Origin of the sequence: Streptomyces sp. 6-11-2 (genome assembly GCF_006540305.1) — a bacterium.
GTDB lineage: Bacteria > Actinomycetota > Actinomycetes > Streptomycetales > Streptomycetaceae > Streptomyces.
The window spans coordinates 7902500-7927259 of record NZ_BJOR01000001.1 but is presented as its reverse complement, the minus strand read 5'-3'; the positions used below and the strand labels follow the sequence as shown (position 1 = coordinate 7927259).

The following is a 24760-nucleotide window of genomic DNA, read 5'->3' as shown; positions in this document are numbered from 1 at the left end:
CGGCGGTGCCAGCTCCGTCAGGCCGCCCGCTTCACTCCTCGCCACCGCCGGCGTCGTCATCGTCAAGCTCGGGGCGTCCGGGTCGCGCAGCGGGCGCAGGCCCTGGCGCGAGGTGGAGGGGGTGAAGCTGTAGCGGCCCAGGACGTTGAGGTTCTTGAACTTCAACGGGGAGAGGCGGGCGACATCCTCGTCGCTGATCTCGTGGCCCTCGGCGCGCAGATGGGCGACCGCAGCGTCGATGTACTTCGTGGTCCACAGCACCACGGCGTTCAACACCAGCCCCAGCGACCCTAGTTGATCTTCCATCCCGTCCCGGTATGCCTGACGGATGGTGCCGCGCTTGCCGTGGCAGATGTCCCGGGCGAGGGTGTGGCGGGACTCCTGGACGGACAGCTGCTTACCCATCTGCCGCCGGTAGGTGTCATCGACCGGGTCGACGACCTGGAGCAGGTGCAGTGTCTTGGCCATGCGCCCGTACTCGGCGAACGCCTGCCCCAGCGGCGTGGGCCGTCCATGGTTGCCGAACATCCGCAGCAGGTCATAGGCCCGCACCTGGTTGGTGACCAGCGAGCCGGCCACCTTCAGCATGTCCTCCCACTGGGTGGTCACCCTCTTCAGGTTCACCTTGCTGGTGCGGGCGAGATCTGTCAGCGGCCCGTAGCCGCCGGTCTCGATCCCGTCCATCTCCGCCCGCCAGAACCGCTGGTCGTCCAGGTCCTTGAAGCGCGGGGAGAAGTTGTAGCCCAGGATTTTGAAGAGGCCGAACACCATGTCCGAGTTTATGTGGACAGTTCAAGTTGATCATCCTTCGGCGTGTTGTGAGGGTGCGGTGACTGTGGGGCCGGTGCGGCGGGTGTGAGTGGGCTTCGCTTGGATGGCTCCGCGTCGGTGTATGAAGTGATCAAGCAGCTGCCCGCCATCGCGACGGTCCGCGATCGGTCCAGGTCCCTGGCGATGTTGGATGCCGTTCTGAGCCCTGAGTGGGAGTGGAGGTACTACTCCTTCGATTCCGGCTGGTCGCCGGGCGAGGAGATGGCCTCGATGAGGGACGGCGCCGGCAACGACTACGCCATCGTGTTCTCCGCTGCTGGGGTGTATGCCCAGGCGTGCGACCACGAGTCGCAGTTCGCGGTGCCCGGGGCGCAGCCGCCGGCGTTCACGCCGTCCCCCCTCCAACCCTGGCGGCCCTTGGGGCTGCGGTTCTGGACCTGGGCAGCGGCCAGCCGCTCGACCACCTGGGCGTCGTGTGAGCGCAACGCCGCCAGGATCTTCGCCAGCCCGTCGTAGGCGCGGGAGGTGAGCTTCACATCGCCGGAATCTTCCTCCGGTCTGCCGGGCGATCCAAACGAAGGCCTTCAGCCGTCGTACGGGACCCAGGCACGCTCGCCTGCGCGGTTTCTGCCGTACCAGTAGTGCGGTGCTCCCTTGATGCTGGTGGTGCGGAACGGGTGGCCGTGGTCGTCGATGCGGATCGTGCCGGTGCGGCCCTGGGAGGACCAGTCGAGTTCGAGGTACCAGCGGGCGTCGTAGAGCTCTGTCGCCGCGACGACCTGCAGCACCTCCGCGTCCTCGGCGGAGACGCGGTACGGGAAGTCCACGGCCGCGATAGCGTGTCCTGTGCCGGAGCCGCTCCTCGCACGGATGACAGGGCGGTCGACATCGAGGTCCACGGTGAAGCGGCGGGGTGCCAGCTCGCTGCCGCAGCCCTGGTCCATGGCGTACGCGCTCCCGGCGGCCGGGTTGCCGCGGTTGGCGATGCGGACGCGCAGCGCCTCCAGGACCACGGCCGTGGACGACCGCCCCTGCACCGTGACCTGCACCAACGTCTGCCCCCCGGGCACTGCGCCCTGCGTCGCCGCCCACGCCCCGGCGTCCTGCTGCACCGGCGGTGGAGGCACGTGTGCGGGCGGCTTGTCGATGACGTAATCGTAGCTGCAGCCCATGTCCCAGACCTGGGAGTCGGCGCTCCAGGTGAGGGGCAGGCCGGTGGCCGGCTTCGCGGCCGAGGCGGGACCGCTGCCGGTGGCGGACGGGGCGGGGGCCTTCTGCGGGGGGCCGGGCGGCGCGGACCTCCGGGAAGGGGAGAGGGAGGCGGTGGCTGACGGTTTCGCCGGACGTTGGGGTGCGCCGGGGGCGGTCGTCCGCGGGCCGGCGGAGCCGGAGGCGTCCGCCTCAAGGGAGTGGCCGCCCGACAGGACGGACACGCTGCCCGCAGCAGCGAGCAGTGCGCAGGCGGCAGCGGTGGACGCCAGGATCCGTCGGCGGCGGTGCCAGGGGCTGGGAGGGGGGGAGGGGACGGGCCTGTCCGGGTCGGGATCGTTCCCGGGCTGCTCTGCGGGACTGTTCTCCTCGGCGAGCGCCCGGTCCGGGACCGCTGCGGGTGCGGGGATCGCTGCGGGTGGCGGTGCCGAAGCGGCCGTACGCGCCCGCTGCCGAGCCGCCACCGCCGACAGCCACAGCCGGTGCAGTTCGAGCCGCTCCTGCGGTGTCGCCTCGCAGAAGGCCGCGAGCCGCTCCACGGGCGCGAAGTCCTGAGGCACCGCCTCGCCCGCGCAGTACCGGTGCAGTGTGGAGGTGTTCATGGTGAGGCGGCGGGCCAGGGAACCGTAGCTGCGGTCCGTGCGGTCCTTCAGCCGGCGCAGCAGCGCCGCGAACTCCTCGGCATCGTCTCGAATCGGCACTGTTCCCCCGTTGTCCGCCTGCGATCCCGCATTCCAGGCACTCACATACCTGCACGTCAGATGGGCTGGGATGGTTCCACCGTCGCCAAGAGGGCGTCAGTCGTTGCGCGGGGCTGCGGTGACGCCGATGCTCTGGGTGTCGCACCGACCAGGGCCGGACCGGCCAACTGGCGGCAGGCGACGTCCGAGACGCATGCACTGCACTCATGCGTTCACCGCACTCATTCACCGGGGGGACAGTCATGCGTGAGCGCACCCGAGCAGGTCCGCTCCTCGCAGGCGCCGTCACGGGTCTGGCCGTGGCGCTCGCCGGACCGGCCGCCGCCGCTTTGGAGGCGCCTGGCTTTCCTGGCGGCCGCGGACCTGCCGCCGCGCTCCATCTCGTCTTGGACGGCCGGCAAGGTCACCGCCGGCGTAGCGGCCGCGGACCTGCCGCCGCACCGGCCTGGACACGAACGCCCGACGGATCACCGTGGTCCTGCCCGGGACCTGCTGGGGGAAGCAGCCGGCCTCGTGGCTGAACAGGGGCATCACGTCCTGCGCGACCGCACCGAGCGGCGGGGCCCGGGCACCGAGCCACCGGCAAGGACTGCGGAAGCTGTCCGTCGAGGAGGGCTCCCGCGTCTGCGGTGTCCTCACCGAGACCTCCTGGGGTGCGGGCGACGTCCGCCTGCTGTCGGTCGGCCGGGACGGCCGCATCGTCAGGGTCCTGCACGGGGCACAGTTCGGCGGCTTCGAGGGCGCTCCCGTGAAGGCTTTCCAGCAGACGGCCGCCAAGGCCGCGGACAGGCTCCGCTGACGGGGCCGTCCGGGGCCCTCCTCCCGTCACGGGGTCGCAGGGGCGGCCCGGAACCGACCTCCGCAGCACAGCCCGGCCATTCGGCCATTCGACCATTCGAAAACGGAGAACAGACATGAACAGTAAGACCCGCACCGCTCTCGTCGCCGGCGTCCTCACCGTCGGCCTCGGTCTCGGCACCGCCGTCCAGGCCTCCGCCGGGACCCCGCGCAGCGTCAGCGGCAAGCCGTCCGACAACCTCACCCGCGTCGCCGACTTCTACGGCGCCTACATCGATGCGCTGATCGACGAGGACAGCGGCCACCTCGGGAAGGCCCTGCGCAGCCACTACCTCACCGCCGGCTTCCAGAAGAGGCTGAACGCCTGGGAAGCGAAGAACCACGCCAACGGCGTCCTGCGCGCCCAGAACGTGCCGCTCGCCTGGAAGGTCGCCGACAACGGCAGCATCGGCCGCAACACCGAGGCCATCGTCACTTTGACCTTCAGCTCGGGGAAGATGAAGCTCTTCGTCGATGTGAACCGCGGCCACCAGGTCTTCCGCATCGACACCAAGAGCCTCCGCAAGTAGCGCAGCACACCTGCCTGGGCCACTGCGTTGCCGATGCGAGGCAGTGGCCCGGGCAGGCGTCCGTGCGGAGCGGGGGAATGCGCGTGTCAAGCCCCGGCCTCGGGTATTGAGCAGGGCGGGATTAACTGATCCGGATTTAGGAAAAGGTGCCCCTGAGCTGCAACGATGCGAGTGTCTAGTGCCGCATCAGGCAACCTTCGCCCTGTTGTGACGTGAGAGACAACAGAGTCGGCGTAAGGAGGGTCTTCAAAGTTGAGCGGTGCGGAGGTGTCCGCGGGCCCGGCGGGTGGTGACGCAGCGTGTACGTAGGCGTTGGTTGGCGGGGTTGCGGAAGCCGAACACGTTGCGGGCGATGAGCTTGATCACGCGGTTGATCCCTTCGCTCTTGGCGTTGCTGTGTCCGGTGTGGATGAACGCGGCGATCTCCGGCCACCAGCGGTCGACGGTGGTGGCGAGCTGGCGGACTTCGGGGATGTCGGAGTCCGCGCACCAGGTGAGGAATTTCCAGCGGGCGTAGCCGACTTGGTGACGGTCGGCTCCGGTGCGGGCCAGGGCGAGGAGGGTGCGCAGGTTGTCTTTGGCGATCCAGGCCGTCAGTAGCGTCTGCCCGATCTTCCCCTCGCCCAGGAGCGTGTTCCACATGGTGGCGAACTGGTCGTCGGTGAGGTCCCCGCGGTTGCGCAGCAGCCGTCGTCTGGCCTTCCGCTCCGGGTCGCTCGCCCGTCCGCGCCGGCCGCGGGTCTCGGCGGTGGTGCGGCGCCTGACCATGGACAGCATCTTGTTGGCGAGCTGGACCACGTGGAAGTGATCGACCACGACGGTGGCGTGCGCCAGGCCGATGCGGATCGCGGCGCGGTAGGTGGCCGACATGTCGATGGCGACATAGCCGATGCCCTTTCTCCAGTCCAGGCTGGTGGTGGCGAGCCAGGCCAGGACATCGGCGACGGTGGGCCCTCGACTTGTCCGAGAAGCCCGCCGTGGCCGAGGGCGCCGACGAAGCCGGTGTGCCACCGGTCCCGGGTCAGGCACCACTGGGGCTTCACCCTTGATCGTGGACACTGGTTGTTACGCGGCGGTGGCCAGCGTAGTTGATCGCTGTTCGTAAGTGATCGGGCTGATCTGGCCGAGGCGGGAGTGCCTTCGCCTGGTGTTGTAGCGAGTTGCCCATCGGAAGACCGCGAGCCGGGCCTCACGGGCCCCGTTCCACCGTTTTCTCCCCTGGAGCGTCTCTCTTTTCATGGTCGCGTTCAGCGATTCCGCGGCGGCGTTGTCCGCGCTCGTGCCCACCGCGCCACGTGACCTGATCACGCCGAGTTCGCCGCAGACCTGGGCGAACTCCTTCGAGACGTATTGCGACCCGTTGTCGCTGTGGAAGATCGCCCCGCGCAGGCCGTCGGCACCCCGGGCCGCGGCCGCGGCCTTGAGCGCGTCGGTGACCAGCTCGGTGCGCATGTGGTCGGCGATCGACCAGCCCGCCAGTCGTCTCGAGGACAGGTCCAACACCGTTGCCAGATAAAGGAATTGGCCACCTCCCACCGGCAGGTAGGTTATGTCGCCCACGTAGCGAGTGTTCGGCGTGGTCGCGGTGAAGTCGCGCTGCAGGAGGTCCGGCACCGGCGTCGCAGAGGGTTCGGGGATGGTGGTGCGGACCTTCTTGCGCAGGTGGAACCCGACGATGTTGAACCTCCTCATGACGCGTGCCACCCGCTTGTGATTGACCCGCTCGCCGCCGTCCCGGAGCTCGGCGGTGACGCGCGGGGATCGTAGGTGCCGTCGGACTCCTGGTGGATTTCGGTGATGCGCTCAGCGAGCTCGGCATCGGCCCGTGCCCGGTCGGCCCGCGCTTGCGCGCCGGCCAGGTGCCGGTAGAAGCCGGAACGCGAGACCTGCAGCATCCGACACAGCCGCTTGACGCCGAAGGGGCCACGATGATCGTCGACGAACTGGAAGCGGCTGCTCACCAGCTGGTCTCGGCCGCAAAATACTTCGCGGCCCTCCGCAGGATCTCCCGCTCGAGCTCGAGTTCCTTCACCCGCGCCCGCAGCTGACGGTTCTCCTTCTCCATCGCGGTGGCCTCCACGGCCCCGGGCCGGGCGGCCTGCTCGGCGTCCCGAACCCACGTGAGCAGCGTCTCGTGGTTGACGCCCACGTCCTTGGCCACCGACGCGTACGTCCCACCCGGGCTGGCGTGGTACAGCGCGACGGCATCGGCCCGGAACTCAGGCGAGCACTTCGACGTCCCCAACGGGAACTCCTGTCCTATGGATCTTCACGATCCAATGATCAGGGTGTCCACGATCAAGGGGTAGGGCCCTCGGTTATCTCACCCTCCAGGGCGGACTCCAACAGCCGTTTGGTCAGCTGCTGAAGCAGCCCGCCCTCGCCGGTCAGCTGCAGACCCTCGGCCTGGGCCCGGCTCACCAGCTCGTCGATCAGCTGGTCGTCCACGGCCTTCGCCGACACAGCCGCTGCCGCCTCAACAGCCTCGTGCTCGGCCACGTTCTCACTGGTCATCGATGCATCTTCCATGATCGGGAGTTACACCGAACGATTTACAGTCCCGACGACGGCTTGACACGCCTGATGAGGGTGGGAGGGTGGAAGAGCGGTGGTGCGGTAGTGGTCACCGACGGCCGAGGGCGTTGCGGAGCGCGGGATCGTTCCGGCGCCTGTCCGGGACGAGTCCTCGTCAAGAGTGACCTGATCCCCACGTGCAGCTCCTGATGCCGGCCATCGTGTGGTGAAGCAATTGAAGAGGAAGCCATGAAGGCTGTTGTATATGACGGGCCGCGCACCGTCAGTGTGAAGGATGTCCTCGACGCGCGCATCGAACGGCCCACCGATGTGCTGGTGAGGATCACCAGCACCAACATCTGCGGTTCGGACCTGCACATGTATGAGGGCCGCACCGACTTCGAGCAGGGACGGATATTCGGCCACGAGAACCTGGGGGAGGTGACCGAGGTCGGTGCCGGGGTCGACAGGGTCAGGGTCGGGGATCTGGTCTGCCTGCCGTTCAACATCAGTTGCGGTTTCTGCCGGAACTGCGAGCAGGGGCTGACCGCGTTCTGCCTGACCACTGCCGACAATCCGAAGACGGCTGGTGCCGCCTACGGCTTCGCCGACATGGGCCCGTACAGCGGCGGGCAGGCCGAACTGCTGCGCGTGCCCTACGGTGACCACAACTGTCTGGTCCTGCCGGAAGAGGCCCGGGAGCGGCAGACCGACTACGTGATGCTCTCCGACGTCTTCCCCACCGGTTGGCACTGCACGGAACTGGCCAAGGTACGGCCCGGCGACACCGTGGTGATCTACGGTGCCGGCCCGGTCGGCCTGATGGCCGCACTGTCGGCGAACCTCAAGAGCGCATCCAAGGTCATGGTCGTGGACCGCCACCCGGACCGTCTGGCGCTGGCCGAGCAGATCGGGGCAATTCCCATCGACGACTCCAAGGCCTCGCCCGTCGACCAAGTCAACGAGCACACGAACGGACTCGGGGCGGACCGGGGCTGTGAGTGCGTGGGCTACCAGGCCCACGACCCCCAGGGCCACGAACACCCCAACATGACGCTGAACAACCTGGTGGAGTCGGTGAAGTTCACCGGCACCATCGGCGTGGTCGGCATCTTCATCCCCCAGGATCCCGGCAGCCCCGACAAGCTGTATCAGCACGGTGAATTCGCCTTCGACTACGGCCTGTTCTGGTTCAAGGGCCAGTCGGTCGGCAACGGGCAGGCCAACATCAAGGCCTACAACCGCCAGCTGTGCAACCTGATCCAGCAGGGCAAGGCCACACCGTCCTGGATCGTCTCCCACGAACTCCCGCTGCACCGGGCCCCCGAGGCCTACCAGCACTTCGATGCCCGTGACAACGGATGGACCAAGGTCGTCCTGCACCCTGATGGCGGCGCCCGTTGAACAATCGTCACCGGCAACCTGACCGCGGGCAGGCGTGCCATCGGCACCATCCTCGTGGCTCGGGCATCCCAAGGGCCGCCTGCCGTTGGCGAGATGGACCAATCGCGGGTCGATTGCACTCGGTCGGCCCGAGCGGGGCTCACCGCAGACTGCGTACATCCAGGTGGCGCAGTACCCGGTCCACGATCTCCGGGTCGGCCCCCGGTTCCCGGCGCGCCGCCAGCACCTCGTGCCGCGCCGCGCTGAGCATCTCGCTCTGGATCCGCCGCAACCGCTTCAGCCGCCGTACGCGCTTGTCGTGGCCCTCCCGGCGCTCCTCCTCGCCCCACTGCGGGCTGATCCGCAGCCCGATGTCGAAGGCCCGCCGCAGCATCTGCTCGGACAGCTCCTCCGGCAGTTCCTCGACCGCCTCGATCTCCCGCAGCCGCCGCCTGGCCGCCCGCGCCGCCCGCGCCGCCAGCTCCTCCTCGAACGCCTTCTCCCGTTCGGTGTCCGCCCGCACCCCCAGCCGTTTGACCAGCCACGGCAGTGTGAGCCCCTGGAGCACCAGCGTCGCCATGATCACCCCGAAGGCGATGAACACGATCTCGTCCCGGTCGGGGAAGGGCGCGCCGCTGTCCGTCTTCAGCGGAATGGCCAGGGCGAGCGCCACCGAGGCCACACCGCGCATTCCGGACCACCACATGACGACGCTCTCCCGCCAGGTCATCGGGATGTCCTCCTCGTAGTCCCGCAGCGCGTGCAGCCGTCTGGTGAGCCAGGAGGCCGGAAGCAGCCACACCAGCCGTACGAGCACCACCACGGCCACGACCGCGCCCGCCCAGCCCAGCAGCTCGCCCCACCGGCCCGAGGCGGTGCGCAGCGCGTTGTGCAGTTCGAGGCCGATCAGCCCGAACGCGACCCCGGTGACGAGCGTGTCCACGACGTCCCAGACGGTGTGCCCGGCCAGCCGGGTCAGCACGTCGTCGGCGTCGGCGGCGTACTCGGCGAGGAACAGCGCGGTGGTGAGCACGGCGAGGACGCCGGAGCCGTGGAGCTCCTCGGCCAGCACGTAGGAGGCGTACGGCACGAGCAGCGTCAGCCCGATCTGCAGGGTCGGGTCCCCCAGCAGGTCCAGCACCTTGTTCGTGCCCCAGCCGAGCGCCATGCCCACGGCCACCGCCACCACCGCGGACAGCACCAGGTCCAGCCCGGCCCGCCAGGCCGAGAACTCCCCGCTGACGGCGGCGGCGATCGCCACGTGGTAGAGGACGATGGCGGTGACGTCGTTGAACAGCCCCTCGCCCTCCAGGATCGACACCAGGCGGCGCGGCAGCCCGAGCTGCCCGGCCACCGCGGTCGCCGCGACCGGGTCGGGCGGCGCGACCAGCGCGCCCAGGGCCACGGCCGCGGCGACGGACAGCCCCGGCACGATGGCGTGCGAGACGAGGGCGACACAGAAGGTGGTGACGAACACCAGCGCCACGGCCAGCAGGAAGATCGGCCGTTTGTGCGCCGTGAACTGCCGCCAGGAGGTACGCCGTACGGCGGCGTAGAGCAGCGGCGGCAGCAGGGTGGGCAGGATCAGAGCGGGCGGGATGTCGACGTTCGGCACGAAGCCGAGCACCGCGAGGACGATCCCGAGCAGCGTCATCAGGACCGGCGCGGGCAGCCCGAACCGGTCGCCGACCGGGACGCTGATCACGGCCCCCAGCAACACGACGAACAGCAGGGCCAACTGATCCACGCTCAGCGCTCCGGGACGTCGGACGTTCACACGACAGGCTTCCAGCCTGCCACGCCACCCCGCTCACCGGCCGCTTCGCGCCCGTGGACTACAGGGCGCGCCGCATCGCCCGGTGCGGGATGCCCGCGCACGTCAGTCTGGAGTCGATGCTGCGGGAGAGGTACCTGGAGACCGGGTCCCTGCACCAGGCCCTGCGCCGCCTGGGACTGCACCCGATCCTGGGCTCCTCCGTCCTGACCGCGTGCACAGCCGACGACTACGCACCCGAATTCGACGTCGACCCCACCACGCCGATGCTCGTCGAGACGCGCTCCACCGAGGACCAACACCCGCGGCTACGACCTGATCCGCATGCTCTCCCGGGACGGCAAGCCGACCGGTCTGGGTGACGCGTTCGCCCACTACGGGCGGATCTTCAAGGCCCTGCGCCTGCTCCAGTTCGTGTCCGACGAGGGATACCGGTGCATGATCGGCGCCCAGCTCAACGTCACCGAGGCACGCCACCGCCTCGCCCGGAAGATCTTCTTCGGGCAGCGCGGTGAACTGCGCCAGCGCTACCGCGAGGGCATGGAGGACCAGCTCGGCGCGCTCGGCCCGGCCCTCAACAGCCTCTACATCGACGCCGCCGTCAAGCAGCTCGCCGCCGACGGCTTCCCCGTCACCGACGAGCTGCTCGCCCGCCACTCCCCGCTCCAGTACGACCACATCAACTTCCTCGGCCGCTACGCCTTCACCCGGCCGACCGCGCCGAGCCTGCGTCAGCTGCGCGACCCGCACAGCCACGACGAGACCGAGGACGTCGAGGACGAGTAGCCGCGGGCCCGTACAGTCGAAGCGGCGGCCCGGGGTCAGCCGCCGCCTGTTCACTGCACTTCAGCGCGGGCTCAGGCGGGCTCCGTCCGGATACGAACTGCGGCCTTTGGGATGGCAGGAGACCGGATGCCGTCGGGGAGAACCTCGTCACCATCCACCCTGTCGAGGAAGACCCGCCCGAGCATTCCGGCGGCCCGTTGTGACCGACGGGTGCTGGCGCTACCGTGGCGTCCCCTGCTGCAATTCCCGTCGACTGTCATTGCGCAGTCTTCGAGCCGCCGTCGATGGGAATGGTCTGCCCGGTGATGGACTTTGCGCTGTCGGAGGCGAGGAAGAGCGCCAGTGCGGCGATGTCGCCGGCGTCGGTGAAGCGTTTGAGGGACTGGATGCTCAGGGCGTCGGCGGTGACGTCCGCCAGGCTGCGTCCGCCGGCATCGGCCCGGCCCTGCAGGACCCGCTGGATGCGGTCGCCGGCGACAGCGCCCGGTGCGATGGCGTTGACGCGGATCCCGCCGTCCCCGAGTTCGATGGCGAGGGTCTCGGTGAGGCCGATCAGTCCGCGCTTGGTGGTCGCGTAGGGGCTGCGGTTCGGGTAGCCGTAGCGTCCGCCGACGGAGGACATCATCAGTACAACGCCGGAGTCGGACTTCTTCAGGAAGGGGATGGATAGCCGGGTGACGTTGAAAGTGCCGGTGAGATTGACGGCCAGCACCTTCTCCCACTGATCTGGGTCCATCTCTTCCACTGGTGCGGTGGGACCGGAGATGCCCGCGTTGTTGACCAGCACGTCGATGCCGCCGAGGGCGTGGGTCGCGGCCTCGACGAAGGCCTCGACCAAGGGCCGGTCGGACACGTCGCAGACTGTTCCGGTGATCATCGGATTGGCCTCGGTGATCTGTTCGAGGGCGCGTTCATCGATGTCGCAGATGTGCACCCGGTCGCCATTGGCCGCGAAGGCCCTGGCCGTCGCGAGGCCGATGCCGGCGGCTCCAGCCGTCACGACGACTCGTCGTCCAGTGTTCATGAGGGTCCCTCCTCGGTCGTAGCGGCTGCGCTGCCCGGTTGCTCGCGCGGGGTCAGCTGGGTTCGGCGCGGCGCCAGGTGAGGGCCGAGTTGACGGTCTTGCCGCTCGACGTGATGGGGGATGCGGTGCTCAGGCGCAGCGTGTCGCCTTCGAGTTGCACGACGCGCGGTTGCGTCTGGCCGGTCCAGTTGGGGTACAGGGACACGAACATGGAGTGTGTGAGGGTCTGCTTCTCCTCGTCGACGTGGAACGGTCCCGAGTGGGCGATGTAGGAGGTCGCTTCCGCCGTGTACTCCGCGGTCGTGCCGTCGAACCAGTCCCCGGAGGCGAAGCCGGGACGGTCGGGTTTGGACAGCTGCGCGGACATGTACCCGTCGGGGGTGTACATGATGATGCCCTGCGGTTCATGGCCCAGCGGCTCGAACGGCTCGGAACCGTCCACCGGGATCTCTCGGTACGACACCAGTTTCCAGGCGCCGATCAGCCGTTTACGCAGACTCTCAGCCATCACTGCCTCCATCGATCAGTGCGCCGTTCCGCTCCGACAGGCCAGCCGGCATCGCGTGTGGCTGCTGGACTCAACCCACCCGTGAAGATGATTTAGGGGCCGGCCGGAATCCGCTCGGCCCGTTGCGCCGTCCGGGTGCCGAGTACGGAATGTTGGCGCTCCCCTGCTCGGGGGTGACCCCACACCTGCTCAGTGGATCTCGCCACCCATACGGCACCTGATCCGCGAACGGACGTCACCGTCGCAGTCCGGCCGGCCAGTGACCGGGGCAGCTGCCTCGTATGCCATGCCCGGCGGGCACGTGGCGCCTTTGGCTGCTTCGATGGTGGAAGTGTGAAGGGAGACGTTGGTGTCTGTGGCCCGGGCGTTGTCGCCCGAGAGTGTGACGGAGCTGACCCGGGCGCTGGACCTGAGCGGGGTGTTCGCCAACGGCACGCTCGGCGGGGTGCTGGCCCGGGCCCGTCGTCTGGACCTGTTCGGCTTCCTGGTCATCGGCATCGTCTCCGGCCTGGGCGGCGGAATCCTCCGCGACACCCTGCTGCAGCACGGCACACCCGTGGCCCTGACCGACTACACCTATCTCACGGTCGCCACTGCTGGCACCCTGCTGGCTTTCGTAGCCGACCTGAGCCGCCACACGTCCGGTTGGGCCTTCAATCTCCTGGATGCCGCGGCGCTGAGCGTCTGGGCGGTCGCCGGGGCGCAGAAGACCCTCGCTGTCGGCCTGGGCTGGCTACCGGCCGTGCTGCTGGGCACCATCACAGCGGTCGGCGGCGGGGCGATCCGGGACTTGTTGCTCGGGCGGACCCCTTCCATCTTCGGCGGCACACCGTTGTACGCGACCGTCGCGATCGTGGTGAGCGCGGTGATGGTCCTCTGCAGCCGGCTCGGCGCACCCGCCGTAGGCGTCCTGGCTGGAATCACGGTCGGTGTCTCGCTGCGGCTGGCCGCGTTCACCTGGGGCTGGAAGCTGCCGGGCAGCCGCGACTGGCGGCCGGGGCCGTCCAGGAACCGGGATCCGTGACATGAACGGGGCTGCGATCACCCGCGAGAAGGAGGAGTACACAGCCATGACGCTCAAGGACTCCGCGGATGCTGTCCTGGCCGGGCTCGGTGACATCCGGTCCGAGCTCGAAGAGGTCTACAAGGACTTGCACGCCCACCCCGAGTTGGGACATCAGGAGCACCGCACCGCGACCCGTGTGGCGGAACGCCTGAGCAACTGCGGCTACCAGGTGCACGAGGGGATCGGCGGCACCGGTGTGATCGGTGTGCTGGCCAACGGTGAGGGTCCGACCGTTTTGCTGCGGGCCGACATGGACGCCCTGCCGGTCCTTGAGGAGACCGGTCTGCCCTACGCCAGCACGGCCGAAGCCACGGACGCTTCCGGCCGCCGGGTGCCCGTGGCACATGCCTGCGGTCACGACATGCACGTCACCTGCCTGCTGGGGGCCGCGCGGCTCATGGCCGCCGCGCCGGGGGCGTGGCAGGGCGCGCTGGTGGCCTTGTTCCAGCCTGCCGAAGAGCCAGGGGACGGTGCTGACAGGATGCTCGCCGACGGGCTGACCGACCGTGTTCCCCGCCCGGACGTGGCATTCGCCCAGCATGTGCTTCCCTATCCGGCCGGGCAGGTCGGTACCCGCGCCGGATCCTTTCTCTCCGCGGCGGACAATGTGAAGATCACAGTCCATGGACGGGGCGCTCACGGCTCGGCACCGCAGGCCGCCATCGACCCGGTGGTGATCGCCTCGATGATCGTCGTCCGTCTCCAGACGATCGTCTCGCGCGAGCTGGCCGCCACCCAGCCGGTCGTGGTCACGGTGGGCTCCGTCCAGGCGGGCTCGAGCGGCAACGTGATCCCGGAGTCGGCCGAACTGCTGGTGAACGTGCGCACGTACGACGACGAGACCCGGCGGGCCGTCCTGGCCGCCGTGCGGCGCATCGTCGATGCCGAGTGTGACGCCTCCGGGGCGACTCGTGCGCCGCAGATCGAGGAGGGCACCCGCTTTCCGCCGACCGTCAACGACGACGTGGTGACCCGCGAGGTCTCCGACGCTTTCGCCGCGCTGTTCGGGGAGCGCGCGGTCACCATCGAGCTGCAGAGCGCCAGCGAGGACTTCAGCCGGATCCCGGACGCCTTCGGCGCCCCATACACCTACTGGGCCCTGGGCTGTGTCGATCTGGACGCCTACCAGGCCGCCCGGCAACGCGGCACCGTGGCTCAGGAGATCCCGGTCAACCACAGCCCCCGCTTCGCACCAGTCCTGCAGCCCACACTGGACACCGGCGTCCAGGCCCTGGTCACAGCCGCACTCGCCCATCTCGGGAAACCGGGCCGTATGAGCCGATGAGCTTTCCGGCCGGTTCGCCTCTGATGTCGCAGCACAGAGCAATCGACCGCCTCCGCGGCAGTCTGCGCAGCTGGCGCGGCTGCGGTTCTCAGCGCCCTGCTTCACACCTCCGTTAAGGAATGCGGGTGGGCGGCGGTGGACGCACGCGGTCACCTGGACGGATCTGCCAGCACGCGCTCCGCTCCCGGCCGTGGTTTCGTTCCTTGCGGAACTCCATGTCCGTCCGAGCGCGCGATACGCAAGAACGCAAGACGCGTATTGAATCGAGGAACCGATGACTACGTACAGAGTCGGCTACTTCGTGGGAAGTCTGGCGACTCATTCCATCAACCGGACGCTCTCGAATGCTCTGATCCGGCTGGCCCCATCTGATTTGGAATTCTTTGAGATCCCGATCAAGGAACTACCCCTCTACAGTTACGACTACGACAGCGACTACCCCGCCGAGGGCAAGGCGCTCAAGGATGCCATCGCCTCCTCTGACGCCGTCCTATTCGTGACCCCTGAGTACAACCGATCCATTCCGGGCGCCCTTAAAAACGCCATCGACTGGGCCAGTCGCCCCTGGGGGAGCAACTCATTCGCGCACAAACCCTCCGCTGTGATCGGAGCGTCCCCCGGCGCCCTCGGCACTGCCCTCGCCCAGCAGAGCCTGCGCGCTGCCCTAAGCTTCTGTGACTCGCCGCAAATGAATGCACCGGAGGCGTATGTCAGATTCAAGCCCGATGTTTTCACCAGTGATGGTGAAGTCGTCGACGAGCATACGGAACTTTTCCTCCGAGACTTCATGGAGGAATTCCGGGATCACGTGGTCCGGGTTCTCACTGTGCTCCCGCGAAAACCATGAAACATGCGGGTTTGGGTACGTCACCCTCGACGAGAAGCGACACGAAGGGGTTCATATGGGTCAGCCACGGATGAACGAAGAGCGCTTCTACCTGTATCCCATGAAACGTGTAGCTGCCGTTCTGGATAACGAAGAACGGTATACGGCCGCCTGTCATCAATTGGAACAAGCCGGGATCAATCTGTCCCACGTGAACGTGCTGAAGGGGCCGGAAGGGCAGCGACTCCTGGACAGCGAGGGAACCTCTCATGGCCTTTACAGTCGCTTCATGCGTGGGCTGCAGCATGGGGGGTACGAAGGTGAAACGGTAGCGGCTCACTCTGCTGCCTTGAGCCAGGGAAAATGGCTGATCTTCGTTCCGGTGCGGGGCAAGAACGAGGCCAGGCGGACGGTCGACATCCTCCGATCGCACGGGGGCAGCGAAATTTTCCACTTCCGCCGATGGGCAGTGCAGTTCTTTCCACCGACCCATCGATTGAAGCCGTAACGGACTACGACGCCTTAGCGCCCTGAACCCTGGTGTTCCCGGCGCCGGCAAAGGAGGCGGGCATGGGGCATGCGGCCGCCGGCCTGGACGATCTGGCCGCCTTCCTTGCCCGTCTCACCGCCTTGCTGCTGCGTTCTTCCGGCGAGGGCGCCTACTCCATCGAGCGGGCTGTGGGCACCAGCGCTCGCGCCTTCGGAGGCCAGGCGTCCGTAGTCCTCGTGCCCGAAGCGGCCGTGCTCTCGATCGCCGCGGCCGACGGCCGCATGCGTACGGTCTGCGTGCACGGCTTCCCGGAGGTAATCCGGCTGGACCAAGCCGCGGAGCTCAAGCCCTTCCTGGCCGACGTAGAGGCGCGCAAGCTCAAGGTGGCCGAGGCCGACCGCAGGCTGGCGCGCATCGAGGCCGCACCGCCTCCGTACCCCTGGTGGCTTAAGTTCCTCGGCGTCCTGCTGTTCTCCCTGGGCTTCGCCCCGCTGGTCCAGCCCACCTGGTACGAGATCACCACCACAGCCGTCCTGGGCGCGATCGCCGCGGCGCTCGTGGTCGCCGCCGTTCATGCGCCGCGACTGTCCAAAGTCCTCCCCTTGGTGGTCTCAGCTGTCGTCTCCGTCGTCACCATCGAAGTGTTCACCGGCGATCCGGCACACGGCGGCCCGGTTCTGCTGATGCTCCCGGCGCTGTTCTACTTCGTTCCCGGTGACTTCCTGAGCGCATCGACCACCGAGCTGGCCGTCGGCCTCATCACCACTGGCGCGATCCGGCTCGTCTACTCCATATTTCTGCTCGTCCAGCTCTACCTCGGCGTCCTGCTGGGCCTATTCGTCACCGGTGCCCCCCTCAACGCTCTCTTCGACACCGCCGCCAGCGCCGACCTGCCCAAGTGGGCACTGATCCTGGGCGGGATCGCCTTCACCGCCGGCACGGTCCTGGCCTTCGCAATCCCCCACCGCTTCTTCGGGACTCTCCTTGTGCTGGTCTACGCCACCGTCGGGGTGCAGTCACTGTTCACCAAGCTGATCCGGGAGACCGGGGGCACATTCGTCGCTGCCGTGGTGCTGGCCGCCGCAGCCAATCTGCTGGACCGCAACCCCGCCCGCCCGCCTCGCTTGATCCTCATCCTTCCTGGCTTCTTCACCCTCACCGTCGGCTCGCTGGGCCTGCGCGGCCTGACCACACTGGCCGGCGGTTACGTCATCGAAGGCTTCCAAGACCTGCAGAAACTCATCACGATCGTCACCGCCATCGCCATCGGACTGGTCGTCGGTATGGCACTCACGCATGCCCGCACCACAACGCGGCCCACCTCTCCCCATGCCCCCTCGATGCCTCAGCGACCACCCTGACCATGTCTCTGCCGCGCCGCTCACGGCAGCTCATGTGTAGACCGTGGACAGTGGCGCCTGCGTCCCGGCCAGCCGTGCGACTGTTCCACCGGTCGTCGTCGGCGCCCGCTGGACCTCGAAAACCGACGGTAATCCGCGACGACACCCAGATCGCCGTGGAGGCGCCGCCCTCGTTCGCCGGGCCCGCCGCCCGAGTCCTCACGGACAAACGCGGATGATCGTCTTCCCCTGGGAGTCGCCGAAAAATAACTTCGGTGTCTTGTAGGGCTGTTGGGGCCTTAGGGTGCTGCTGTGGTGGAGGGGATCGAGGCGGTGCTGGCGGAGAAGTTCGCCCGGTTGTTGCCGCATCTGGACGAACGACGGCGCCGGCTGGTGCTGGGAGCGGACGCGCGGGCTCTGGGGTATGGCGGTGTCCGATTGGTCGCTCGTGCTGCCCGGGTGTCGGAGGAGACGGTCTCGCGCGGGGTGGCGGAACTGGTCGGCGGGCCGGGGCCCTCGGGCCGGGTGAGGCGGGAGGGCGGGGGCCGGAGACGTCTGCGCGAGAAGCACCCCGGTCTGTTGCCGGCCCTGCTGGCGCTGGTGGAACCCGACCAGCGGGGTGATCCGGAGTCGCCGCTGCTGTGGACGACGAAGTCGACACGGAAGCTGGCGGGTGAGTTGACCGCCCAGGGATTCCGGGTGGGGTCCGACACGGTTGCGGCCCTGCTGAAGGAGGAGGGCTTCTCCCTGCAGGGCACCAGCCGGACGACCGAGGGAGCCCGTCATCCGGACCGGGACGCCCAGTTCCATTACATCAACGGCCAGGTCCAGGAGTTCACCGGAGCCGGTGAGCCGGTGATCAGCGTGGACGCCAAGAAGAAGGAAGTACTGGGCGACTACGCGGTTATCGGGCGGGAGTGGCATCGCAGCGGTGAGCCGGTGAGGGTGCGGGCCCACGACTACCCCGAGAAGAACGCGCAGAAGGCAGTCCCGTACGGAATCTACGACCTGTCCGCGGACACCGGCTGGGTGTCGGTGGGCTGCGACGGCGACACCTCCGCGTTCGCGGTGGCCACGCTCCGACGCTGGTGGGACGGCGAAGGCCGGCACCGATACCCGCACGCGACCCGTCTGCTGATCACCGCCGACGCCGGCGGCTCGAACGGCTACCGGGTGAAAGCGTGGAAGAAGGAACTCGCGGACTTCGCCCTCTCGGCGGGCCTGACCGTAACGGTCTGCCACTTCCCTCCGGGCACGTCGAAGTGGAACAAAATAGAGCACCGGCTCTTCTCACGCATCAGCACGAACTGGCGCGGACGCCCGCTGACCAGCCATGAGGTCGTCGTCAACACCATCGGCGCGGTCACCACGAGCACGGGCCTCACTGTCCACGCCGAGCTCGACCCCGGCCAGTACCCCACCGGCGTCACCGTCCCCGACGAGGTCATGGAGCGCCTCCCGCTCACCCCCCACGAGTGGCACGGCACCTGGAACTACACGCTGCGTCCCGAACCCCTCGCCCCACCGGCTCCGCCGCCGCCCCGCGACCCGTCCTTCGGCCGGTTCCCACCTGGGGACAAGACCCCTGCCTGGCTCCGGCACCCCAGCCTCACCGGCCTGGAAACCCCGGCTTTCGACGACCTCGTCACCCGCTACCGCGGCTACCTCGCCGAACACCCCCCGATCCTGCTTCCCGGCAAACGCCCCGACGGCGGTCCCGGCGCAGGCGGCCGACGCCTGTCCGCCGCCGACCACATCGTCGTCCTCCTCCTCAAAAAGCGCTGGTCCATGACCCACGCACTACTCGCCGAAACGACCGGCCTGACCAAGACAAGGATCGGCTCCACCATCCGGGACGCCGCCTCAGTCCTTACCGCGCTGGGGGAAACCGTGCCCACCGGCCCTCTCACCGTGACCACGGCCGAACAACTCGCCGCCATCGCCGGACACGACCTCACACCCCCGTAACCCATCAAGATCGAGAAGTTATTTTTCGGCGACTCCCTGACGTCGCTCGGTCGGGTTGAGGGCGGCGACGGCATCGTCGAGGGGCGCGACGTTGCCGATGTTCGTGCGCAGTCGTCCGTCCCGCACCCGCTGGACGATCTCACCCAGTTGGGCACGATCGGACTCGACAACGAAGTCGATCGCCAGGCCGTGGGCGGGCCGCGCCTCAGGCGGCCCAACGACGGTTACCAGTGTTCCTCCAGCCCGGATCAGGCCTGCGGATCGCTTCTGGATGTCGCCGCCGATGACGTCGAAGACCAGGTCGACTTCGCCAACGTCTTCCAGGGTGTCGTTGTCGAGGTCGACGAACTCCATTGCGCCGAAGTCGAGTGCCTTCCGGCGGTCAGCGGCACGTCCGGTGCCGATGACGTGGGCGCCGAACTCACGGGCGAGCTGCGTCACCATCGTCCCGACTGCGCCGGCCGCGCCGTGCGCGAGGACGCTCTGTCCCGACTGGAGGTGGCCGTGCTGGAACAGTCCCTGCCACGCGGTGAGGCCTGAGATCGGAAGGCTAGCGCCCACGGTGAAGTCGACGTCGCCCGGCAGCGGCGTGAGGTTGCGTGCCTCGACGGCCGCGTACTCGGCGAGGGTGCCGTCGCGATGCCAGTCGGTGAGGCCGAACACGCGCTGTCCCACCGAGAGACCCGTCGTGCCGTAGCCGAGGGCGGTGACCACTCCGGCCAGCTCATGTCCGGGGATCGACGGTGTTCGGTCGCGGTCGAGGCGATCGGTCCAGGTCGAGGGCCACGCCATCTCGGTCGGGACGAATCCCGACGCATGAATCTGAACGACGACATCGTTTATCGCCGGCTCCGGCTCGGGCCGCTCCGTCAGCGTCATCCCAGCCGTTCCTGCGGCCTGGTCCGTCACCACGATCGCTTTCATTTTGACACCTCTCTGTATCAGTCCTCGGCCGCACGGCGCCTACGGTTCGTGAGTGTTAGTGGCGTCAGGCCTCGGCGTCTTACCCCGCTGATCGGCGCGGGTGTGGAGCGAGGACACCGTTGTCAAACGCCGCTTCGAACCGACTCACCGCTTCCCCGGCACAGGCGCACCACTGCCGCACCTGCTCCGCCCATCGCGGAAGAGTCGTTGATCGCGTTGTTCGTGTCGGTTGGAGGGGGCAACTGTCATCCGGTTCCGGTCGATGCTGGTCAAGTCGCGTGTGCACACTGGCATGGTCACTGCTCCTCGGCTTGATCGCACGGCGTTAGGCCGGTTGCGCCTACCGCTCCGGAAGCCGCCGGTCCGGCCGACGGTCCCGACTTCCGGTGATCTCGCCATGAACGCACCGCGCAACGAAGCCGCGCTCACCGCTTGCCGGCTCACTGTCGGCATCCGTGCGGTGGCTTCGTTCACGTGAAGTAGCAGCGTTTGATCAGCAGTGACGGGCCGAGACGCTCGTCCTGGGCGGCGGCGCGAGCAATCTCGTCGGCGACCTCCAGGCTGGTGAACTCCACCTGGCACTGCCGGCCGGACGCCGAACTCGGCCACCTGGACGGCTAGGCGCTGCGAGGCGATCACCATCAACTCCTGCAACCGGGTCTCCATCCTCAGCAAGCACCCCGTACGACAGACCGCCACGCCGCAGCCGGCGCCCCCGGTGACCGTACGAATCCCTCGGCGCCTACATTTACGCATGGCCGGAAACCGGACCCCACGCCTGAAAGGCTCACGATGACCATCGAAATCACCGACTCCCCCGACACTCATCGCTACGAGGCCCGCGTGGACGGGCGGCTCGCCGGCTTCGCCGAGTACCTGCGAACCAGCGAGAGCGGGCTTGTCGTCTTCACGCACACCGAGGTCGACCCGGAGTTCAACGGACAGGGCGTCGGCTCGGCGCTGGCCCGCGCGGGCCTGGACGCCGCGCGGGCAGACGGGCTGCGGGTGCTCGCGGTGTGCCCGTTCATCACCGCCTGGATGGCCCGGCACCCCGACTATCAGGACCTCGCCTATCAGAGCCGTAGCAAGGTCGAGGATTAAGGGTCTGTTTCATAAATGGATCAAGGTCTGCCGTGATCCACTCGTGGGGCGTGGGGATCTGATGAACGAGCAATGGACCAGGCTGGAGCCTCTGTTGCCCGTGGGCAAGAAGCCAGGCCGGCCTCCGGTCTGGTCCAGGCGCCAGCTGATCAATGGCATACGCTGGCGGACGCGGACCGGTGCGCCCTGGCGCGACGTCCCCGCCCGCTATGGCCAGCGGGAGACCGTGTACGGGCCCTTCCGACGCTGGCAGCGTGACGGCACCTGGAGCCGAATCCTCACCCAGTTGCAGGCCGAGGCCGACGCGAAAGGCCTGATCACTGGGACGTGTGCGTGGACTCCAGCATCACGCGGGCGCATCAGCATGCGTCTGGCGCCTGCAAAAGGGAAATTTGCAGCGGGACAAACCAGGCGGAGTTGCTCTCGAGCCCGCCGACCACGGGCTTGGGCGCTCGCGCGGCGGGCTGGCGACGAAGGTGCACCTGGCGGTCGAGCACGGACAGAAGCCGCTTTCCTTCCTGATCGCCACTGGCCAGCGGCACAACAGCCCCAGTTCCGGCCGGTGCTCGAACGAATCCGAGTACCGCGCGTGAGCGTCGGCAGGTCACGCTGCCGACCGGACCGGGTGCGGGCCGACAGGGCATACGGGTCCCGAGCAAACCGCGACTACCTGCGCATACGGAGATCTGCTGCAGGATTCCGGAGAAGGCGGACCAGATCCGCAACCGTAAGAAGCGGGGCGCCCACGGCGGCCGCCCGCCGAAATTCGACGAGGCCGACTACCGCGAGCGCCACGCGGTCGAGTGCGGGATCAACCGACTCAAGCGCCATCGAGCGGCGGCCACGAGATACGACAAGCTGGCCGTCCTACGAGGCCACCGCCACCATCGCCGTCATTAACGAGTGGCTCTGATCTTGATCACTAACCTCGGTCAGCGAGAAAACGCATGTCGCTGCAGCTCGCCAGGCATCTAGCCTGTGATGCATGCATCAGCCCCGAAGGCGCGACCGGCGCCTGGCTCGTCGTGCGCGGCCGGAGCCGGCCCGGCGCCAGGCTTCGCGGCTCACGGTCGTGGGGGCTGATGTGGTGGTGGTTGGCTACTTCTCCGCGAAAGAGAAGGACTTCGTAACGCTCATGGCGTCGGCAGCCACGGAACTGACAGCGCGAGGCGCTCGGGTCGTCGGGCAGAGCGTGCAGCGACGGGGCGTCTCGGACGGCGGGGCCCAAAAGATGGGCCTGCCCTATTCCTCGCGGACTCTGCTGAGCTACGGAAAGGTCCGAGAGGTAGCTGAGGCCTGCGAGCAGGCCAACGCTGACGCAGCGATCTTCGTTGCCTCTTTGACCGAGCGCCAGCGGCGCGCGCTGACAGCGATACTCGGCTGCCCCGCTGTGAGTCTTTCCGACATCCTTGCTGCCGACTGACCGCTCACTCGAGTACTGCTCCGTGTCCTCCCCGCCGACGCTTGGGTGTTCCGGGCATGGGCGTTTGGTGGCCATCGAGCATTCAATCATCACCGTGCCCCGGAAACGCCGGGTCCTGCCACGCTGCGATACAGACAGCTTCGTAAGCGACCGGAACTGTAGGGCGCGGCCAGGGGAACGGTAATTCACCCCCTGAGTTGCCGCGAGGCTAGGGAAGGAGGTTCGGCGAAGGTGACACCGGCTGATACGACTTCATGTCACCGCAGAATCCGGACCACTGACATCGTGATCAACTTGACAAATAGACGCTGATCAGTATTCGGACAGCTTCATACCAGTGACATGCGAAGCCGGACATCCCAGTGACGGCTTCCCCGAACCTCACAGCGCCGACCCGACGACGGCAAGGGGGCCAACCGGGGTGGCCCCCGAGCCGGGAGCAGCGCGAGCGGGCCGTTGCCGTCGCGCTCGAGGCGCTGCGCAAGGCCGGCGGGCACAGCCCGCGGACTGGCCGCGCAGCTGGCCCGTGAGCACGACGGTGACCCCCGCATCTGGCAGCGTGCCGTGAACGAGACCCGCAAGCGGTACGAAGCCGAGCAGAGGTCCAGGCTCGCCACCCTCGGGGGACCCACCCGGACCCCTGGATGCCATCGCACCAGACCCGTGTCCCGACGGAGATCTCCGACGCCGACCTGGACAACGTCTCCGGCGGCCTCACGGTCGGTGGCTCCAGCGGTCTCTGCATCGAGACGCCGATCGCAGCCGTCACCTCCGGCGTCCTGGCCATCGCCACCCCCGCGGGCGTTGCGGCGAGCACGGCCGTCCACACCGCCGCTCGCTGACAGCAACGTCCAGCCCGATGAGTCCCGGATCCCCTGGTCCGGACCCATCGTGGTCTTTGCCGCGGAGACGGCGTAAGGGACGTTGGACCGGTCCTGCCACAGCACCCGGGGTCACTTCGCGGGGCGTGCATTCCGCGGTATTGGAACGAGGACGAGCTGATCCGGGAGTCGGCTCCTGCCGCAGAAGAGATGGACGGTCGGCTGCCCGATCGCCGGCAATCCCGGCGTCCGCGGGGAAGCGAGCGGTGAGAGATCCCGAAGCCGAACCCTGAGGCGGAGGCCGCCGCACTACCGGCTGGGCGTAACCACCGCCGCCGCCTTCCCGGACACGGTCTTATCTGCGGGACCAGAACGTACAGGAGGTTCGGGCACGCTCGCCCAGCAGGCCGCGGTCGAAGTGAGCTCCGTCGCGGACGAGGGCGACGAGGTGGGGTGCATTGACGGCCAGCCACTGTTGCTGGGCGGATTCGACGAGCTTGAAAATCAGAGCCAGGGCGGCCGCGCTGCTGGCCCCTGTGGTGACCGTCGTGCGCAGGCGGAGGCGGACGGTGGCGGATGTATCACCTCGACCACCCCGGCCGCAGTCGATCCGATACGGCGCAGGGTGCTCCCAGGTGACACGATCGGCGTTATGGGCACCGAGGCGGACTGGGTGTACCGGGTATTCGAGCCGCACGGCTCGGAGGGATGTGCCCCTACGGCAGCGACCCCGAACGGTGGCGGGGTGCAATCACAACTGCCGATTCGAGCGAGGGCGCCCAGTTTGCCGTCGCCCTCGTCGTCGCCGACCTGATGACCGAGTGGAAGGTGCGCGGCTTTCCCCGGGCGAAGCACGTCCGGATCTTTCTCTGGCGCGCCGAGGAGGGCGACGAGACGGACGCGGACATCATCGTGGAGGTCAGACCGGATATCCACGCAGCGTGACGGAGCTCTATTCGATTCGCTCAGTCACCGCTGCGCGGTCAGTGGGTAAGAGCCACGCCGGGCTCAGCCCCAGGTCTGGCCGGCCAGTTCCTTGATGGTGCGGTTGATCCGGTTGAAGAAATTGGTCAGCGCGATCTCCAGGTTGATCGCGCCAACCTGCTCCTCGGTGAAATGGGCGTTGACCTCTTCCCAGATCTCGTCGGTGACTCCCTCCGCACCGTCCTGCAGCCGGGTGGCGGCCTCGGCCAGAGCCAGTGCCGCGCGCTCCGCATCGGTGTAGAACGGCGCCTCACGCCACGCCGCTACGTTGTGCAGCCGCTCGTCGGTGTCACCGGCCTTCTTCCCCCCGGCGACACTGGCGTAGACGCACGCCGAGCAGCTGTTGATCTGGCTGGCGCGCAGGTGGACCAGCGCGAGCAGCTTCGGGTCGACGCCCCCGGCCGCGATCGCCTTCTGCAGGTGCCCGACCGCCTTCCATACGTCGGGGTTGTTGGTGTTCTTGTTCTTCAGTCGGTTCTGCATGGAGGGTGCTCT

At 68.1% G+C, this 24760-nt stretch carries 23 protein-coding genes and 5 pseudogenes; 16 read left to right on the top strand and 12 right to left on the bottom strand.

Annotated elements, in window-relative coordinates; all coding sequences use genetic code 11:
• Window positions 1–72 precede the first annotated feature (72 nt).
• The 3 genes and pseudogenes from TNCT6_RS35800 to TNCT6_RS35790 all read right to left on the bottom strand — a co-directional run.
• A pseudogene (locus tag TNCT6_RS35800) lies at window positions 73–777 on the bottom strand (Tn3 family transposase); the annotation flags it as partial.
• 287 nt (window positions 778–1064) lie between these two features.
• Window positions 1065–1307 carry a hypothetical protein gene (locus TNCT6_RS35795; protein ID WP_141365790.1) on the bottom strand — a complete coding sequence of 81 codons (243 nt, stop codon included), beginning with the start codon at window positions 1305–1307 and terminating at the stop codon, window positions 1065–1067.
• Window positions 1308–1355: 48 nt separating this feature from the next.
• Entirely contained in the window at window positions 1356–2681 is a 1326-nt protein-coding gene (locus TNCT6_RS35790; RefSeq protein ID WP_141365787.1) for a helix-turn-helix transcriptional regulator, read from the bottom strand.
• Between the two features lie 472 nt (window positions 2682–3153).
• Here TNCT6_RS35790 and TNCT6_RS41385 point away from each other — a divergent pair, with 472 nt between their 5' ends.
• Entirely contained in the window at window positions 3154–3480 is a 327-nt protein-coding gene (locus TNCT6_RS41385; RefSeq protein ID WP_253266359.1) for a hypothetical protein, read from the top strand.
• A gap of 115 nt (window positions 3481–3595) precedes the next feature.
• Window positions 3596–4048 carry a hypothetical protein gene (locus tag TNCT6_RS35780; protein WP_141365785.1) on the top strand — a complete coding sequence of 151 codons (453 nt, stop codon included), beginning with the start codon at window positions 3596–3598 and terminating at the stop codon, window positions 4046–4048.
• A gap of 246 nt (window positions 4049–4294) precedes the next feature.
• Here the strand turns inward: TNCT6_RS35780 and TNCT6_RS35775 are convergent, their stop codons facing one another.
• From TNCT6_RS35775 to TNCT6_RS35765, 3 genes and pseudogenes are all read right to left on the bottom strand, one after another.
• Entirely contained in the window at window positions 4295–5077 is a 783-nt protein-coding gene (locus TNCT6_RS35775; protein ID WP_172633158.1) for a transposase, read from the bottom strand.
• Window positions 5078–5113: 36 nt separating this feature from the next.
• Window positions 5114–6293: pseudogene (locus tag TNCT6_RS35770) on the bottom strand (IS3 family transposase).
• A 68-nt stretch (window positions 6294–6361) separates the two neighbouring features.
• Window positions 6362–6562 (bottom strand): annotated as a pseudogene (locus tag TNCT6_RS35765) (IS256 family transposase); the annotation flags it as partial.
• Between the two features lie 249 nt (window positions 6563–6811).
• On the opposite strand from TNCT6_RS35765, the gene TNCT6_RS35760 reads away from it, so the two are divergent.
• The gene (locus TNCT6_RS35760) at window positions 6812–7966 is read left to right on the top strand and encodes a glutathione-independent formaldehyde dehydrogenase (RefSeq protein WP_141365775.1); all 1155 of its coding nucleotides are present in this window, start codon (window positions 6812–6814) and stop codon (window positions 7964–7966) included.
• A 139-nt stretch (window positions 7967–8105) separates the two neighbouring features.
• Here the strand turns inward: TNCT6_RS35760 and TNCT6_RS35755 are convergent, their stop codons facing one another.
• Window positions 8106–9692, bottom strand: coding sequence for a Na+/H+ antiporter (locus tag TNCT6_RS35755; protein ID WP_141361765.1), 1587 nt, complete (start codon window positions 9690–9692; stop codon window positions 8106–8108).
• Between the two features lie 83 nt (window positions 9693–9775).
• Between TNCT6_RS35755 and TNCT6_RS35750 the strand changes: the two genes are divergently transcribed.
• Together TNCT6_RS35750 and TNCT6_RS35745 are read left to right on the top strand one after the other, a co-directional pair.
• Window positions 9776–10081 (top strand): hypothetical protein, encoded by a 306-nt coding sequence (locus TNCT6_RS35750; protein WP_141365772.1) that lies wholly within the window; start codon window positions 9776–9778, stop codon window positions 10079–10081.
• Window positions 10044–10505: a Tn3 family transposase gene (locus tag TNCT6_RS35745; protein WP_141365770.1), complete on the top strand. Its 462-nt coding sequence runs from the start codon at window positions 10044–10046 to the stop codon at window positions 10503–10505. Before TNCT6_RS35750 ends, TNCT6_RS35745 begins: the two co-directional genes overlap by 38 nt.
• 256 nt (window positions 10506–10761) lie before the next feature.
• Here TNCT6_RS35745 and TNCT6_RS35740 read toward each other — a convergent pair whose 3' ends face one another.
• Window positions 10762–11529 carry an SDR family oxidoreductase gene (locus tag TNCT6_RS35740; protein ID WP_141365769.1) on the bottom strand — a complete coding sequence of 256 codons (768 nt, stop codon included), beginning with the start codon at window positions 11527–11529 and terminating at the stop codon, window positions 10762–10764.
• A 52-nt stretch (window positions 11530–11581) separates the two neighbouring features.
• On the bottom strand, window positions 11582–12037 hold the full coding sequence (locus tag TNCT6_RS35735) for a lipocalin-like domain-containing protein (protein WP_141365767.1): 456 nt from the start codon (window positions 12035–12037) through the stop codon (window positions 11582–11584).
• 349 nt (window positions 12038–12386) lie between these two features.
• Here TNCT6_RS35735 and TNCT6_RS35730 point away from each other — a divergent pair, with 349 nt between their 5' ends.
• From TNCT6_RS35730 to TNCT6_RS35705, 6 genes are all read left to right on the top strand, one after another.
• Window positions 12387–13061 carry a trimeric intracellular cation channel family protein gene (locus tag TNCT6_RS35730; protein ID WP_141365765.1) on the top strand — a complete coding sequence of 225 codons (675 nt, stop codon included), beginning with the start codon at window positions 12387–12389 and terminating at the stop codon, window positions 13059–13061.
• Between the two features lies 1 nt (window position 13062).
• On the top strand, window positions 13063–14388 hold the full coding sequence (locus TNCT6_RS35725) for an amidohydrolase (protein ID WP_373996227.1): 1326 nt from the start codon (window positions 13063–13065) through the stop codon (window positions 14386–14388).
• A 274-nt stretch (window positions 14389–14662) separates the two neighbouring features.
• Entirely contained in the window at window positions 14663–15235 is a 573-nt protein-coding gene (locus tag TNCT6_RS35720) for an NADPH-dependent FMN reductase (protein ID WP_141365763.1), read from the top strand.
• A gap of 70 nt (window positions 15236–15305) precedes the next feature.
• Complete coding sequence (locus TNCT6_RS35715) at window positions 15306–15722, top strand: hypothetical protein (RefSeq protein WP_141365761.1); 417 nt, start codon at window positions 15306–15308, stop codon at window positions 15720–15722.
• Window positions 15723–15784: 62 nt separating this feature from the next.
• Window positions 15785–17065 (top strand): threonine/serine exporter family protein, encoded by a 1281-nt coding sequence (locus TNCT6_RS35710; RefSeq protein ID WP_141365759.1) that lies wholly within the window; start codon window positions 15785–15787, stop codon window positions 17063–17065.
• A gap of 312 nt (window positions 17066–17377) precedes the next feature.
• Window positions 17378–19012 (top strand): ISAzo13 family transposase, encoded by a 1635-nt coding sequence (locus TNCT6_RS35705; protein ID WP_141366922.1) that lies wholly within the window; start codon window positions 17378–17380, stop codon window positions 19010–19012.
• A gap of 18 nt (window positions 19013–19030) precedes the next feature.
• Here TNCT6_RS35705 and TNCT6_RS35700 read toward each other — a convergent pair whose 3' ends face one another.
• Complete coding sequence (locus TNCT6_RS35700; protein WP_141365757.1) at window positions 19031–19936, bottom strand: NADP-dependent oxidoreductase; 906 nt, start codon at window positions 19934–19936, stop codon at window positions 19031–19033.
• Window positions 19937–20728: 792 nt separating this feature from the next.
• On the opposite strand from TNCT6_RS35700, the gene TNCT6_RS35695 reads away from it, so the two are divergent.
• From TNCT6_RS35695 to TNCT6_RS35680, 4 genes and pseudogenes are all read left to right on the top strand, one after another.
• Complete coding sequence (locus TNCT6_RS35695; RefSeq protein WP_141365755.1) at window positions 20729–21037, top strand: GNAT family N-acetyltransferase; 309 nt, start codon at window positions 20729–20731, stop codon at window positions 21035–21037.
• Between the two features lie 61 nt (window positions 21038–21098).
• A pseudogene (locus TNCT6_RS35690) lies at window positions 21099–21950 on the top strand (IS5 family transposase).
• 159 nt (window positions 21951–22109) lie between these two features.
• Entirely contained in the window at window positions 22110–22460 is a 351-nt protein-coding gene (locus tag TNCT6_RS35685) for a hypothetical protein (protein ID WP_253266358.1), read from the top strand.
• A gap of 644 nt (window positions 22461–23104) precedes the next feature.
• Window positions 23105–23302 carry a hypothetical protein gene (locus TNCT6_RS35680; RefSeq protein WP_141365753.1) on the top strand — a complete coding sequence of 66 codons (198 nt, stop codon included), beginning with the start codon at window positions 23105–23107 and terminating at the stop codon, window positions 23300–23302.
• 334 nt (window positions 23303–23636) lie between these two features.
• On the opposite strand, the pseudogene TNCT6_RS41380 reads toward TNCT6_RS35680, so the two are convergent.
• A pseudogene (locus TNCT6_RS41380) lies at window positions 23637–23861 on the bottom strand (IS256 family transposase); the annotation flags it as partial.
• Window positions 23862–23989: 128 nt separating this feature from the next.
• Between TNCT6_RS41380 and TNCT6_RS35670 the strand changes: the two are divergent.
• The gene (locus TNCT6_RS35670) at window positions 23990–24226 is read left to right on the top strand and encodes a hypothetical protein (protein ID WP_141365751.1); all 237 of its coding nucleotides are present in this window, start codon (window positions 23990–23992) and stop codon (window positions 24224–24226) included.
• Between the two features lie 63 nt (window positions 24227–24289).
• Here the strand turns inward: TNCT6_RS35670 and TNCT6_RS35665 are convergent, their stop codons facing one another.
• Complete coding sequence (locus TNCT6_RS35665) at window positions 24290–24748, bottom strand: carboxymuconolactone decarboxylase family protein (RefSeq protein WP_141365749.1); 459 nt, start codon at window positions 24746–24748, stop codon at window positions 24290–24292.
• Between the last annotated feature and the right edge of the window lie 12 nt (window positions 24749–24760).

Excerpts from the sequence above, each read along its gene's own strand:
- TNCT6_RS35780 (WP_141365785.1), top strand. The coding sequence starts at position 3,596 with ATGAACAGTAAGACCCGCACCGCTCTCGTCGCCGGCGTCCTCACCGTC.
- TNCT6_RS35760 (WP_141365775.1), top strand. The coding sequence starts at position 6,812 with ATGAAGGCTGTTGTATATGACGGGCCGCGCACCGTCAGTGTGAAGGAT.
- TNCT6_RS35745 (WP_141365770.1), top strand. The coding sequence starts at position 10,044 with ATGCTCTCCCGGGACGGCAAGCCGACCGGTCTGGGTGACGCGTTCGCC.
- TNCT6_RS35740 (WP_141365769.1), bottom strand. The coding sequence starts at position 11,529 with ATGAACACTGGACGACGAGTCGTCGTGACGGCTGGAGCCGCCGGCATC.
- TNCT6_RS35735 (WP_141365767.1), bottom strand. The coding sequence starts at position 12,037 with ATGGCTGAGAGTCTGCGTAAACGGCTGATCGGCGCCTGGAAACTGGTG.
- TNCT6_RS35725 (WP_373996227.1), top strand. The coding sequence starts at position 13,063 with ATGAACGGGGCTGCGATCACCCGCGAGAAGGAGGAGTACACAGCCATG.
- TNCT6_RS35720 (WP_141365763.1), top strand. The coding sequence starts at position 14,663 with ATGACTACGTACAGAGTCGGCTACTTCGTGGGAAGTCTGGCGACTCAT.
- TNCT6_RS35715 (WP_141365761.1), top strand. The coding sequence starts at position 15,306 with ATGAACGAAGAGCGCTTCTACCTGTATCCCATGAAACGTGTAGCTGCC.
- TNCT6_RS35710 (WP_141365759.1), top strand. The coding sequence starts at position 15,785 with ATGGGGCATGCGGCCGCCGGCCTGGACGATCTGGCCGCCTTCCTTGCC.
- TNCT6_RS35700 (WP_141365757.1), bottom strand. The coding sequence starts at position 19,936 with ATGAAAGCGATCGTGGTGACGGACCAGGCCGCAGGAACGGCTGGGATG.
- TNCT6_RS35695 (WP_141365755.1), top strand. The coding sequence starts at position 20,729 with ATGACCATCGAAATCACCGACTCCCCCGACACTCATCGCTACGAGGCC.
- TNCT6_RS35680 (WP_141365753.1), top strand. The coding sequence starts at position 23,105 with ATGCCATCGCACCAGACCCGTGTCCCGACGGAGATCTCCGACGCCGAC.
- TNCT6_RS35670 (WP_141365751.1), top strand. The coding sequence starts at position 23,990 with ATGTGCCCCTACGGCAGCGACCCCGAACGGTGGCGGGGTGCAATCACA.
- TNCT6_RS35665 (WP_141365749.1), bottom strand. The coding sequence starts at position 24,748 with ATGCAGAACCGACTGAAGAACAAGAACACCAACAACCCCGACGTATGG.